Raw genomic sequence first — 13,623 nt, 5'->3', positions numbered from 1 at the left:
CTTGATATGTTCGCTCGCTCACGTGCGCCACCCCACGCTGCACGGCGAGATAACCACCCCACAACAAGAGACGGAAAACCACCTTGGCTCGTCCTGACGGAAAACTATCCTTCGACCTTGACCCCGTTGATCACGGCCCTAAAGACGAATGCGGCGTCTTTGGCGTATGGGCCCCCGGCGAAGATATCGCTAAGCTCACCTACTACGGTCTCTACGCTCTGCAGCACCGTGGCCAAGAGTCAGCCGGTATCGCCACCAGCGACGGCAAACACCTGAACGTCTACAAAGATATCGGCCTGGTATCCCAGGTGTTTGACGAGGCCACCCTCAACTCAATGACCGGCCACATGGCAGTAGGCCACTGCCGCTACTCCACCACCGGCGGCAACATTTGGCAGAACGCGCAGCCGACCCTGGGCGACACCCCCCACGGCACGCTCGCCCTAGCCCATAACGGCAACCTGGTTAACTCGGCTGACCTCTACGACCGCCTGCTAGCTAAGAACGGCGGCAAGCGCCCCGAACGCGGCGAGCTGGCTCAGGGTAATACGACCGATACCGCCCTGGTCACTGCCCTACTGAAAGACCACGACTTTGACAGCCTGGAAGAGGCTGCCCTCGATTTGCTCCCCACCCTTTCAGGTGCCTTCTGCCTGGTTTTCATGGACGAGCACACCCTGTACGCCGCGCGTGACCCCCAGGGCGTGCGTCCGCTGGTGCTGGGTCGCCTGGATCGCGGCTGGGTCATCGCCTCAGAAACCGCAGCCCTCGACATCGTCGGCGCATCATTCGTGCGCGAGGTTGAGCCCGGTGAGTTCATCACCATTGACGAGGACGGACTGCGCTCCCAGCGCTTTGCCGAAGCCAAACCCGCCGGTTGCGTCTTTGAGTACGTGTACCTGGCCCGCCCCGATACCACGATTTCGGGCCGCAGTGTCTACGAGTCCCGTGTTGAGATGGGGCGTCAGCTGGCCCGTGAACACCATGTAGAAGCTGACCTGGTCATGCCAACGCCCGAGTCCGGTACCCCGGCGGCGATTGGTTACGCCGAGGAATCCGGCATTCCCTTCGGCAACGGCCTGGTGAAGAACGCCTATGTGGGCCGCACCTTCATTCAGCCCTCGCAGACCATCCGCCAGCTGGGCATTAGGCTCAAGCTCAACCCCCTGCGCTCCGTAGTAGAGGGTAAGCGCCTGGTCGTGATTGACGATTCTATCGTTCGCGGTAACACCCAGCGGGCCCTGGTACGCATGTTGCGAGAGGCAGGTGCGAAAGAGGTACACGTGCGGATTTCGTCCCCGCCGGTCAAGTGGCCCTGCTTCTACGGCATCGACTTTGCCTCGCGCTCCGAGCTGATCGCTAACGGGCTGACCATTGAAGAGATTGGTAAGTCGCTGGGTGCAGATTCCCTGGGATTCATCTCAGAAGAGGGCATGATTGCCGCTACCGAGCAGCCCCGCGAGCGCCTGTGCACCGCCTGTTTTACCGGTAAGTACCCCGTCGAGCTGCCCAGCGAAGACCGCCGTGGCAAGTCCATCTTTGATGATTCCAAGGGGGGCCCGCTGGCTGGTACCGCGGCTGAGGTGACGGTGGAGCGTCCTGTTGCCCATAAGCCTTCTAAGGCCAAGGCGGTGTCTATCGAAACCCGCCCCGGCACCGAGGCGCTGGAGCACAAGTTTGATGGTGCCCCGGCGGCGTCATCGGGTACCGGCTCCTGTGAGCCTGGCCCTGATTCAGACCTTGAAGATTTAGTCCTTCCCCAAGATACGATTCCTGCCGATTCTACCGGCACTGACCGAGAGGCCCGCTAAATGAGCGAGAACCAGAACGCAGTTACCTACGCTTCGGCTGGTGTAGATGTTGAGGCGGGCGACCGCGCTGTTGAGCTGATGAAGGACGCCGTCAAGGCAACTCACGGGGCCGGTGTGGTTGGCGGTGTGGGCGGCTTTGCTGGCCTGTTTGACCTATCTGTGCTCAAGGATTACCGCAAGCCCTACCTGGCGACGTCCACTGACGGTGTGGGCACCAAGGTAGCGATTGCCCAGAAGCTCGATATCCACCACACGATCGGCCATGACCTGGTGGGTATGGTGGTGGATGACATCGTGGTGACCGGTGCCCGCCCCCTCTTTATGACCGACTACATCGCTACCGGCAAGGTGGTGCCTGAGCGTATCGCCGATATTGTGCGAGGCGTGGCTAAGGGTTGCTCCCTGGCCGGTACTGCCCTGGTGGGCGGCGAGACCGCTGAGCACCCCGGTCTGCTGGCTGAGGACGAGTACGACGTCGCCGGTGCTGCTACCGGCATCGTTGAGGCGGACGAGCTGCTGGGCCCCGACCGCGTGCGCGAGGGCGATGTGCTGATTGCTATGGCTTCAAGCGGTATTCACTCTAATGGCTACTCCCTGGTGCGCAAGGTGCTCTCGGTTGCTGGCTGGGAGTATGAGCGTGAGGTCGCCGAGCTGGGCCGTACCCTGGGTGAGGAGCTGCTGGAGCCGACCCGCATTTACACCGCTGACTGCCTGGATTTGATTGAAGCTTTCCCGGTCAACGGTGAGGACGGGCAGACCGGTTCGGGTGTGCGCGGCTTCTCGCATGTGACCGGTGGCGGTCTGGCCGCTAACCTGGCCCGTGTGCTGCCCGTGGGCACTGTGGGTGTGGTGGAGCGTTCCACCTGGGAGATTCCCGCTATCTTCAAGCTGATCGGTGAGCTGGGTTCTGTTCCCCAGGCTGATCTGGAACGTACCCTGAACCTGGGTGTGGGCATGATTGCTGTGGTTGACCCGTCTGTTGCCGATGCGGCTGTTGAGCGCCTGAACAAGCGCGGCCTGCCCTCGTGGGTGCTGGGTACCGTGCAGAAGGATTCTGGTGAGCACAAGAGCAACCCCGACTACGTGCAGGGTGCTAAGGGCGTGGACGGCGGCGCGGCGGTGCTGCTGGGCTCCTACAAGTAGGCCCTACAGGAACATATACAAGGGTGGTGGGCCCGGTCTTTTTTACCGGCCCACCCCCCATTTACGCCACACTTAGGGGTTAGGCAACCTTGAGCAGGGCTTGCTGCTCACGTGCCTGCTCGCCCGGCGCAGGCGCGGGGAGGGCGGCGTCCGCGCTCTTTGCCTGTGTGCCCTGCCCTTGATCGGCAAACACCCAGCGGCGCTGCGCCGCAAAACTGACCGGGATGAGCACCAGCTCGACCAGCACCTTAGCTGCCAGCAGCGGCAGCCCTATCCAGGTGAGGGCCTCCAGCAGAGCGGTGTTAGTCGCCAGAATCGCCACAGCCAGTACCGCATAGCGTCCCAGGGAGTGGTGGGTCTGCGGGCGGGGCCCACCATCGTGCATGACGATACGGTTAAGAGCGAAGTTACACAGGGCCGAGGTCACGCGAGCCCCCACCACCGCCAGGAGCAGGGGCGCACCCAGGGCAACCAGCACCATCAGGGCCACCGTATCAATGATGAAGCCCGAGAAGCTTGCCGCCAGGAAGGCCAGCAGCGGCGCGTAAATCCGCAGGGAGTCCCGGACCGGGTTGAAGTGGCTGGTGGGGTTACCCGGCTCGTAAACCTTAGTAATCGGCACCTGGGTCAGTTGAACCCCAAAGCGCGAGGCCCGCAGCAGCATATTGAACTCATACTCGTAGCGGTCACCGGGCAGATCGAGCGCCCAGGGCAGAATCTGCGGGGTCAGCCCGCGCAGGCCGGTCTGGGTATCAGCCAGTTTCTGCCCGGTCGACAAGCCAAACAGGGCGGCGGTCAGGGCGTTGCCCACCCGGGAGCGCAGCGGCACCCGGGTCTCGGGGACGGTGGGGTCGGCAATGGTTCGCACGCCCATCACCAGGGTTTTTTGCCCGGCGGACGCCTGCGCCGCCGCTTCCCTACCCACGGCCAGGATATCGGCGGGCAGGTGCTGGCCGTCAGCGTCCGCGGTCACGATAACCTCACCGGGTGCCTCAGCCTGAGCCCAGGTGATTCCCGCCCGCAGCGCTGCACCCTTACCACCGTTAGCGGGCAGGTGCAGCACAGTCACCGATACCAGCCCAGACCGGGCAAAACAACGCTCGACCGAAGGCGCAGGGGCTAGCCGGGCACCCAGCTGTTCGACCTGCTCAAAGATAGGAGCGAAGTCTGAGCCGGAGCCGTCGTTGACCACCAGCACGCGGGCGCTGGTGCTCTCGGCGTGGGCGCGGGCGTCTATATCGTCGATAAGACGCACCAGGGAGGTATCGGGCTTGTAGGCGGGAATCAGAATCAGCATGGCGTTTAGGCTCCTGCGATGTAGAGAATGTCGCTGGTTTCGCGTTCTTCGCCCTTACCGAGCGGGTTGTTGACCAGTGAGTCGTTGAAAATCATGACCGATGAGCCGCCACCGTCGATGTTGTAGGCGGTGGTACAGCCGGCGTCAATCATTATCTGGGCCAGTTCGGTCATGGTGGCACCGCGGGAGTAGCCTTCTGAGCGGCCGTCGACCACCATGAAGAGCAGGTGGTTGGTGCCAATGACGCCCACCGCGGTGCGGGGCTGCTCGCCCTGGATAGAGTGGTTACCGAAGTTGGTGTCGACTTCGACGTCCTCGATGCCGTCGAGGATCGCGCCGTTCTCCACCAGTGCCGGGCCGAAGGAAAGGGTGTTGAGCACGCCCTCATCAACGAGTGCCTGGGCGGTGGTGGCGGTTTCGTCGTAGATTTTGACGCTGCCGTCAGCGTAGAAGGCTAGACCGGTGCGGGCAGGAGAGTCGCGGTAAACCACGCCGTTACGCACCACAATGCCGGTTTCGCGGAAGCCGTAGTAGTCGCCGTTGATAGCCCAGATAGCATTGTGAGCCGCTGCCATTTCGCTGGGGTTCTGCACGATGTTCAGGCCGAACTGGTTGTTGGCGAAGGCCGAGCGCAGGATGCTCGCCGACCCCAGCTTAACCTCCGCGGTATAGGCAGTGATTTGGTCGCTGGTGCCCTCGTTGAGCACGATGGTATTCAGGGCGATAGAGCCGTTATCTGCGGTGACGCCGGTGTCGGTCACCTGCATGTTGGTCAGTTCGGTGTCGGACGCCGCGGCGCTCGTGGTGCTGTTAGAAGCAGCCTGGGCCTCGTAGGCGGCTACGTCTGCGATTTCGGTGTGGTCACGCAGGTAGCGGTTGTAGGCCCATCCGCTACCCAGACCTGCGGTGCCCAAAAGGCCCAGACCGCCGATGAGGGCGGTACGTCGAGTGGTTTTGGATTTGACCCAGCTGGTCTTCTGCTCTGCCTGGGTCTGCTGCGGGTTCTGTTCGATGTTCTGGTCTGCGCTGTTGTTCATACCTTCAACTATGGGCGGCTAACCCATGACGAAGGCTTGTCTAACCTATGCCCCAGCTGTGACTGCAACCGAGCGCACCTAGCCGAGCGCGGACGTCCGCGCCTACACCGCTAACCCTTTTCTAACTGTGGCGCTGACCGCCAAATGTGGCAACGCCACCGCCACATTTGGCGGTAGCCACAACATGTTGCGCTCACGCCCTTCAGCGGACGCCCTTGTCCACCAGGTTCTTTCGCACAAGCTCAGGGTTATTCATCAGGTCGCTCCACCTAACACGCACAAAACGATAGCCTCGTAGCTCAAGGTCACGCTGACGAATAACCTCCTTCTGAAGCACATGATCCGGCTGCCCATAAGCTCCCGAGTACTTCACGTCTCCATCGACCTCCAGGATGACCTTGGCATCCTCCCACAAAAAATCAGGACGATAGTACCGCTGCCCCACCCAAATAACTTTCTGTTCCTCAGGCCGAGACAGGCCCCACGACATCACCAGATACCGTGCAACCGTCTCTGCAGGCGACTCAGATTTTTCGCTCATATACTCAGCTATCTTTTGACGCTGTTTCGAATACCTACCGCTGCTTTTGAGCAGGGCACTCCGCAGCTCGGCAGCTGGCACCAAACGGTGGTGCAGAAAATAGTCCGCAACGCACAAAGCACTCAAAAAAGGAAGACTCTGACAGCAGTCAAGTATCGTCTGAAGAGGCGTAGTCACAGCTAGCCCCTGATTCAGTACTGCCTGGTCACAGATTTCTTTGCGCGACCTACTCACATGTACACCCGGTTTTGACCGCACAGCAGAAGAAGCGCTGCTCACCCATATCTTTGCGGGTGCTTCCAATAAAGGCGCTCCCCACCAAAGAGCTGCAGATGAATGACTCAGCACATACTGAGGGTGCGTCTTCATAAACGCCACATGCTGGGCTATAAACCGGTGACGGCCGTCCCAACTTTGCCATGTCTGCACCGGCGTATAGGCATTGGTCGCGATCTTATACAGTAGACCCCGTCGACACCGCCGAGAAATTTCGGACGAGCTGATACCTTCGTCTTTCAGCTCCGATGAGGTTTTGATCTGATCGTATATCCTGCTCATACCCACTACCTTGACCACCAGACCTCGCGTTTTCTAGAGGGGGCGGTGAATCTGTGGATAACTTCAGCTATTTTTTGCTCTTATCAGCCTGTATGTCGTAGCGGCCTCGCTATGTGTTAAGAATCGTCCACAGGGCTTGACAGCTTTGCAAGTATCGGCGCTGCTCCAGGAGCCGCGAAGACGGACGACTCTGCGCGACGCGCCTAGCCGAGCACGGACGTCCGCGCCTACACCGCTAACCCTTTTCTAACTGTGGCACTGACCGCCAAATGTGGCGACGCCACTGCCACATTTGGCGGTAGCCACAACATGTTGCGCCCCCGCCCATACAAAAGCCCGCCACCGGCAGGCGGTGGCGGGCTAGAAAAAGAGACGGGAAGAACCCGCGTGGTACTACGCGGGTTACTTCTCCTGATAATCGTCGGCGTACTTATCTGCGTATTCTGCGTAGTCGTCCTCGTCATCGTACTGATAACCAGACGACTTAGACTGAGAACCAGCATTCTTGCTGAGCTCCCGCTCAAGTGCAGTGTAGTCGGTGTCGGGGCTGAAGTACTTCATCTCCCGAGCCTGCCGAGTTGCTTTAGCCTTCTGACGGCCGCGCCCCATGGCGAGACCCCCTCTTTATCGCTCGTATCTGGCCACCCGCGTGCGCGCAGGGGCGTGCCAGAAAAACTTTCAGTCTTTTCTGTATCTAAGGGTACATGTTTTTGCGCATCTTTGCTTGCCTGTTCGCCACATGAGATGTAAGAAACTGCTAAAAACCACAAAAATATAGAGAACGGTCGTTTTATTTCACTTAGCTCCCTTCCTGGCAAAGAGAAGCTCCGCGTCACCCGACCAGAAAGAGGTGACGCGGAGCGGTAGGGCAGCCGGCGAAGTTCTAGGCTGCGAGTGTCGTTATCGCCGGCTGAGTCTATGGGGCTTTAGGGGCGGCCGCCGAAGCCACCCATGCCACCTGCGGCAGCACCGGAGGTTGCGGTAGCGGTACCAGCCTCTGAGCCGTTGACGCTGATGGTGAGGCCGTCGCCGCTGGCGATGCCGTCGCCGTAGTTACCGGTGACATTCAGGGTACCTTCACCGGCCAGGGTTAGGTCGGTGCGGGCGTAGAGGCCGTCGACGATGCACTTGCGGTCAACGCGGGTCTGCATGGCTGCTTTGGCGTTCAGCTCGTCCAGGCTGATGCCGGGCCAGTGGGCCGGGACCAGGGTGGCGGTGTTCTGGGTGAAGGCTGTAGCAGTCATGGCGGTCTTTCTGTCGTGCTCTGTTCGGGCTGTTGTTAACAGTCTGGTGGGCGAAGCTATGTTTAAGCTGTGGTGAACTTAGCTTGAACTTATGCATGCCAAACTTTTTTATTTCCCCTTATCAAAAGGTAAAAATAAGGACGCCCGCCCCGGCTTTCTTGCCCCTGGCAAGTAAAGCGGGTGCGGGCGTCCTGCTCGCTCACTGACCCCTAGCGCACGCTGGTAAGGGAGCCGGTGGCGAGTGACGTACATGCCGCACAGAATCAGGATGGCGACGAGGTCGAGGGCGGCTGCTGTGATGATGGTGTTCACGGGGTTCTCCGAGGGGTGTATCTGGTCTTGCTTTGCTTGATAACCAGTGTTCTCTCAGAGTCTGTGTTTAGCCTGTGTTGTACTTAGCCTTCACTTATGAGCGCCTACAGATATCCCCTTTAGTGCCTTTGACCTGGTGAAACTCACAGAAGAAAAAGTTTTAGATGCCTTCATGCGGGGCTGTAACGGCATAAAGGGCGTCGGTGACGTCGGCGCGCCAGAGGTAGGTGGCACGCGCGTCCGCCCGGCCAGGGCCCTGGTTGATGACGGCGATGGGCTTGCCCGCGCGGGCGAAGTCAAGGGCGATTTTGTAGGAGCTCATCACCGCCAGGGAGGAGCCAAGCACCAGCAGGGAGCGCGCCCGCTCCCCCAGTTCTTTGACGGCCTGCTTGCGGGCAGGTGGAACGGGTTCGCCGAAGTAGACCACAGCGGGTTTGAGCTTGGTTGAGCCGCAGGCCAGGCAGCCGACCATCTGAAAATCCTGGATAAAGCGGGCGTCGATGTCAGCGTCGCCATCGGGGTTGACCTGCAAGGTGGTGCTGGCAAGGCGTTCGAGGTAGCCGGGGTTGGCGGCCTCAATGCGGGCGTCCAGGGAGGTGCGCCCCTCGTCCGCCCCGCAGTCTAGGCACTCGATGCGGGAAAGATCCCCGTGCAGGGTAACGACCTTACGGGAGCCGGCTGCGGTGTGCAGGCCATCCACGTTTTGGGTAATCAGCCCGGCAAGGCGCCCCTGGGCTTCGAGGTCTGCGAGCAGGTAGTGGGCGGTATTGGGGCGGGCCCGGTTCATCTGCCGCCAGCCCACAAAAGATCGGGCCCAGTAGCGCTGCCGCGCCACCTCGTCGAAACGGAATTCCTGGTAGGTCATGGGCCGGTGGTTACGCAGGGACCCGGCGGGGCCGCGGTAGTCGGGGATCCCTGAGCCTGTGGAGATTCCTGCCCCTGTGAGCACCAGAACCTGCCCGTCGTGCAGGAGTTGCCGGATGCCGTCCGCCGCTACCTGCGGGTCGGTGGGCTGGGCTGTTTCAGCCACCACCCGGTCGATGGAGCGCAGGGCGGCCGCGTGGGTGGCGGCGATATCGGCGTGTGCGGTGATGGACGCGGACGCCCCGGCAAAGCGGGTATCGAGCGTATTGGGTACGGGGCGGGGCTGGGACTGGTTCACTCTTCCAGTTTAAAAGACAAAGACCCTATCGCTTCTCTCTTGACCCCGAGATAATCCGCAGGGTCAAGAGAGAAGCAATAGGGTTATTCCCGGCTTTTACTCGGCGGTGACGACCAGCCCGTCGACGGTGACATCGGGGTTGACGTCCACGCGTACGGTGTCGCCGTCCTTGATGGAACCGGCTAGGATTCCCTTGGCTAGGCGGTCGCCGATTTCGCGCTGCACGAGGCGGCGGAGCGGACGGGCGCCGTAGGCCGGGTCATAGCCGGCAAGTCCCAGCCACTCGGTGGCGGCAGGCGTGACGTCCAGGGTCAGGCGGCGGTCTTCCAGGCGGCGGGCCATCGAAGCGATCTGTAGACCCACAATGGAGGCCAGGTCATCGGCTGAGAGGGGCTCAAACATGATGACCTCATCCAGGCGGTTGAGGAACTCCGGCTTGAAGCTGGCATTCACGGTGTTCATGACCGCGCTCTTGCGGGCTTCATCGTCGAGACTCTGGTCAATCAGGAACTGGGAGCCCAGGTTAGAGGTCAGAATCAGGATGACATTGCGGAAGTCCACGGTGCGGCCCTGACCGTCGGTCAGACGTCCATCATCGAGCACCTGGAGCAGGATGTCGAAGACCTCAGGGTGGGCCTTTTCGACCTCATCGAGCAGCACGACCGAGTAGGGGCGGCGGCGTACAGCTTCGGTAAGCTGGCCACCCTCTTCGTAGCCAACGTAGCCGGGAGGGGCACCAACCAGGCGGGCGACGGCGTGCTTTTCGGCGTATTCGCTCATGTCGATACGCACCAGGGCGCGTTCGTCGTCGAACTGGAACTCGGCCAGGGCCTTGGCCAGCTCGGTTTTACCGACGCCGGTGGGGCCCAGGAACAGGAAGGAGCCGATGGGGCGGTCGGGGTCAGAGATTCCGGCGCGGGAGCGACGCACGGCATCGGCCACGGCGGTGACGGCCTTCTTCTGGCCGATCAGGCGCTTGCCCAGTTCGTCTTCCATGTGCAGCAGCTTCTCGGATTCGCCCTGGAGCATACGGCCGGCGGGGATGCCGGTCCAGGAGGAGATCACCTCGGCGATATCGTCGGCGGTAACCTCTTCAGAGACCATGGACTCTTCGGACGCGGTGTTCTCAGCCTGCTGGGCTGCAGCAAGTTCGGCTTCGAGGGCGGGGATTTCGCCGTAGAGCACGCGGGAGGCTTCAGCCAGGTTGCCTTCGCGCTGGGCGACTTCTGCCTTGGAACGCAGCTCGTCGATCTGGGTTTTGAGGTCGCCGACGCGGTTGAGACCGGCCTTTTCAGCTTCCCAGCGGGCGTTGAGGGCGTCCAGCTCTTCCTTCTTGTCGGCCATATCTGCGCGCAGGGCGGCCAGACGTTCGACGGAGGCCGGGTCGGTCTCGTCGGCCAGGGCCAGTTCTTCCATGGTCAGGCGGTCAACGGCACGGCGCAGGGCGTCAATCTCTTCGGGGGCCGAGTCAATTTCCATGCGCAGGCGGGAGGCTGCCTCGTCGATCAGGTCGATGGCCTTGTCGGGCAGCTGACGTGAGGGGATGTAGCGGTTGGACAGATTGGCGGCAGCCACCAGGGCGGAGTCAGCGATAGCGACCTTGTGGTGGGCCTCGTAGCGCTCTTTCAGACCGCGCAGAATACCGATGGTGTCTTCAACGCTTGGCTCACCCACATAGACCTGCTGGAAGCGGCGCTCTAGGGCGGCGTCCTTTTCGATGTTTTCGCGGTACTCATCCAGGGTGGTTGCACCGATCAGGCGCAGCTCGCCGCGGGCCAGCATGGGCTTGAGCATGTTACCGGCATCCATGGACCCCTCAGAGGCACCGGCTCCCACAACCGTGTGGATCTCATCGATGAAGGTGACGATTTGCCCCTCGGACTTCTTGATGTCTTCCAGCACGGCCTTGAGGCGTTCTTCGAACTCGCCGCGGTACTTGGCACCGGCGACCATTGCACCCAGGTCGAGGGAAATCAGGGTCTTACCGCGCAGGGATTCGGGTACGTCGCCCGAGACCATGCGCTGGGCCAGGCCCTCAACGACGGCGGTTTTACCGACGCCGGGTTCGCCGATGAGCACGGGGTTGTTCTTGGTGCGGCGGGAGAGCACCTGGATGACGCGGCGGATTTCGCTATCTCGCCCAATAACGGGGTCAAGTTTGCCTTCGCGGGCAACGGCGGTCAGGTCGGTGCCGTACTGTTCTAGGGCGCCGAAGGTGCCTTCGGGGTCGGGGGTGGTCACGGTGCGGTCTCCTCTCACGGTCGGAATGGTGTTTTCAATGGTCTTTTCGGTGGCCCCGGCCTGCTGCAGGGCGCGGGCGGTAGCGTCGTCCCCCGCTGCGAGCGCCAGCAGCAGGATTTCGGTAGAGATGTAGGTGTCCCCGAACTGGGCTGCCTTGGCTTGGGCGGTTTGAATGGCGGTCAGGACGGCGCGGCTCGGCTGGGCCTGGGCGGCTGAGGCGCCCTGCACCTTAGGGAGTTTAGAAATCTCGGTGGACGCTGCCAGCGAGATGGCATCGACGTCGAGACCGGCGGTTTTGAGGACAGCTACAGCGACTCCCCCGCGCTGGTCCATGAGGGCCTTGAGCAGGTGGGGTGTATCGAGGGTGGGGTTACCCGCGGTTTGGGCGTTCATATTGGCTGCCGAGAGCGCTTCTTGGCTCTTGGTCGTAAATTGTGCGTTCATTGTTCTCCTTTACCTTTTGCGTAGGTAGTTCGTTCATACTTGAGTGTACTCCACTCAGCTTTAACTTGAGTCTACTACACTCAATTTATTTGCACTAGATGTTTACAAGAACTTTTTCACACCCAGCATTGGCCAACCATTGACCTGCCTAATATTTCTGAACTAGATTTAAACAGGAAGTCCGCTTCACGTCGCTAGCCACCAGCCCATGGAGGACTCCCATGTTTTCTTCACATCCGCCGTCCTACCTCTACGCCCCGCACCGACTCTATTGGGGCACCCTCCTCTTCACTGCCATCGCCACCCTGGCAGCGCCCCTCTACCTCCTCTTTTCTCCGGCCTATCTCACGATTATCGGCCCTATCTTTGCGGGCCTTGTGGCCCTACAGCTACCCGCTGCCCTCATCTTCTACCTCATTGCCAGTCGGGTACTACGAACACTCACCCCATCAACCGAAGCCGGGGAAGACCGTCCTATCAGATCCGCCTACGGCTGGGTAGCCCTCGCTACATCCGCCTTACTCGGCCTCCTTGCCGTCGCCTATACCCTCCCCGCCCTAGCCGAACAGCATCTCGGCTGGACATTTTCAGCCCCCTTCTACGGCATCACCGAACACTTCGTCGACCACTATGCCCTCTGGCTAGGGCTATTCTCGCTTAGCCTGACGCTCACACCGCTCATCATGCTCACAGCCCTGGCCCGCTCTCTGCCTCAGGTTCTCGGCATGAAAGCCCTTACCCCGCTCTTTCTAGTCTTCTTTGCTCCGCTCTATTTCCTCCAGTGGGGCCTGAGCGGGGTCGCCATGAGCTGGGTTATCGCAGCCACCCTGCTGGTTCTAGCCCGCTACCCGATGGGGCTACCACTACTCCTAGCAGTGGGTGCCTACGCTGCCACCCACATAGCCCTGCTAGTAGCCTCCCCATCCAGCGAAGCCGCCCTTACTTTCGGGGTAGAGCTCCCCTTCATGCCCCTTCTCATGGCGGCCTTACTGGTCGCCCTTCTCTTGGCAGGCGGGCAGAGTCTTGCGTCCAGCGGTTATAAGGTAGGCCCCTCCCTCGGGTAAGCTATCTGTCAATCGCTTCACATACAGGGAGAACCATGACCCGCACCGCCTACGCTATTCGCCACGTTGCCTTTGAAAATCTGGGTATCTTTGAAGATTTATTGACCGAACGCGGTTTTACCGTCGAATACCGTGACGCCGGTATTGACGCCCTCAACACCCCCGAGGTGCGCGAGGCGGATTTGCTGGTTATTCTGGGCGCTCCCATCAGCGTGAACGACACCCAGGACTACCCCTTCCTCTTTGAAGAAGTAGAACTCATCAAGGCGCGTATCGCCGCACAGAAACCAGTCCTGGGCATCTGCCTGGGCGCCCAGCAGATTGCTCTAGCTGCAGGAGCCCAGGTTGACCCCACCGGCGCCATCGAGCTGGGTTATTCCCCGGTGGAACTTACCGAAGCCGGGAAAGAATCTGTTCTCGCGCCACTGGGCAACACCCCCGTCCTCCACTGGCACGGAGACGCCTTCACCCTACCCGAGGGCACCTCAAGCCTAGCCCGCACCCAGATGTGCGAAAATCAGGCCTTTACCCTAGAGGACGCCGCGGGGCGCCCCTACGCACTGGCTCTCCAGTTCCACCTTGAGGTCAACCCCCGCCACATCGAGCAGTGGCTCATCGCCTATGCCGACTACATCAGGACCTCAGAGCAGGATGTAGCGGTCATTCGCCGCGAAGCCTCCCTCTACGCTGAAAAACTCACTGCGGCCGCCACCGAGGTACTCAACGGCTGGCTGAAGAAACTAGGGCTCTAAGGGTCTGTGGTACTTTT

The 13,623-nt window shown here is 61.0% G+C and carries 11 protein-coding genes; 4 read left to right on the top strand and 7 right to left on the bottom strand.

Going from position 1 to position 13,623, the window contains the following annotated elements:
- Positions 1–83: 83 nt before the first annotated feature.
- Both purF and purM read left to right on the top strand, forming a co-directional pair.
- Complete coding sequence (gene purF / locus L6963_RS06610) at positions 84–1,811, top strand: amidophosphoribosyltransferase (protein WP_237206101.1); 1,728 nt, start codon at positions 84–86, stop codon at positions 1,809–1,811.
- Entirely contained in the window at positions 1,812–2,954 is a 1,143-nt protein-coding gene (gene purM / locus L6963_RS06605) for a phosphoribosylformylglycinamidine cyclo-ligase (protein WP_237206100.1), read from the top strand.
- A gap of 79 nt (positions 2,955–3,033) precedes the next feature.
- Here purM and L6963_RS06600 read toward each other — a convergent pair whose 3' ends face one another.
- The 7 genes from L6963_RS06600 to clpB all read right to left on the bottom strand — a co-directional run bounded on the left by L6963_RS06600 (position 3,034) and on the right by clpB (position 11,790).
- Positions 3,034–4,251: a bifunctional glycosyltransferase family 2/GtrA family protein gene (locus tag L6963_RS06600; RefSeq protein WP_237207620.1), complete on the bottom strand. Its 1,218-nt coding sequence runs from the start codon at positions 4,249–4,251 to the stop codon at positions 3,034–3,036.
- A 5-nt stretch (positions 4,252–4,256) separates the two neighbouring features.
- On the bottom strand, positions 4,257–5,288 hold the full coding sequence (locus L6963_RS06595) for a phosphodiester glycosidase family protein (RefSeq protein ID WP_237207619.1): 1,032 nt from the start codon (positions 5,286–5,288) through the stop codon (positions 4,257–4,259).
- A 202-nt stretch (positions 5,289–5,490) separates the two neighbouring features.
- A complete protein-coding gene (locus L6963_RS06590; RefSeq protein WP_237185106.1) occupies positions 5,491–5,829 on the bottom strand; it encodes an endonuclease domain-containing protein in 339 nt (112 codons plus the stop codon).
- A 960-nt stretch (positions 5,830–6,789) separates the two neighbouring features.
- Positions 6,790–6,996, bottom strand: a complete 207-nt coding sequence (locus L6963_RS06585; RefSeq protein WP_135012516.1) for a DUF3073 domain-containing protein — start codon at positions 6,994–6,996, stop codon at positions 6,790–6,792.
- A gap of 317 nt (positions 6,997–7,313) precedes the next feature.
- Positions 7,314–7,631: a carbohydrate-binding domain-containing protein gene (locus L6963_RS06580; RefSeq protein WP_237207617.1), complete on the bottom strand. Its 318-nt coding sequence runs from the start codon at positions 7,629–7,631 to the stop codon at positions 7,314–7,316.
- Between the two features lie 472 nt (positions 7,632–8,103).
- Complete coding sequence (locus L6963_RS06575; RefSeq protein WP_237207624.1) at positions 8,104–9,036, bottom strand: Sir2 family NAD-dependent protein deacetylase; 933 nt, start codon at positions 9,034–9,036, stop codon at positions 8,104–8,106.
- 165 nt (positions 9,037–9,201) lie between these two features.
- Positions 9,202–11,790 (bottom strand): ATP-dependent chaperone ClpB, encoded by a 2,589-nt coding sequence (clpB, locus tag L6963_RS06570; RefSeq protein ID WP_237207616.1) that lies wholly within the window; start codon positions 11,788–11,790, stop codon positions 9,202–9,204.
- A gap of 221 nt (positions 11,791–12,011) precedes the next feature.
- Between clpB and L6963_RS06565 the strand changes: the two genes are divergently transcribed.
- Both L6963_RS06565 and L6963_RS06560 read left to right on the top strand, forming a co-directional pair.
- Positions 12,012–12,854 (top strand): hypothetical protein, encoded by an 843-nt coding sequence (locus L6963_RS06565; RefSeq protein WP_237207615.1) that lies wholly within the window; start codon positions 12,012–12,014, stop codon positions 12,852–12,854.
- Between the two features lie 35 nt (positions 12,855–12,889).
- Complete coding sequence (locus L6963_RS06560) at positions 12,890–13,606, top strand: glutamine amidotransferase (protein ID WP_237207614.1); 717 nt, start codon at positions 12,890–12,892, stop codon at positions 13,604–13,606.
- The last annotated feature ends 17 nt before the right edge of the window (positions 13,607–13,623 follow it).

Origin of the sequence: Rothia nasimurium, from assembly GCF_928392795.1 — a bacterium.
Classification (GTDB): Bacteria; Actinomycetota; Actinomycetes; order Actinomycetales; family Micrococcaceae; genus Rothia; species Rothia nasimurium_F.
Note: the sequence above shows the minus strand (reverse complement) of the source record. Positions and strands in the feature narration are given on the sequence as shown.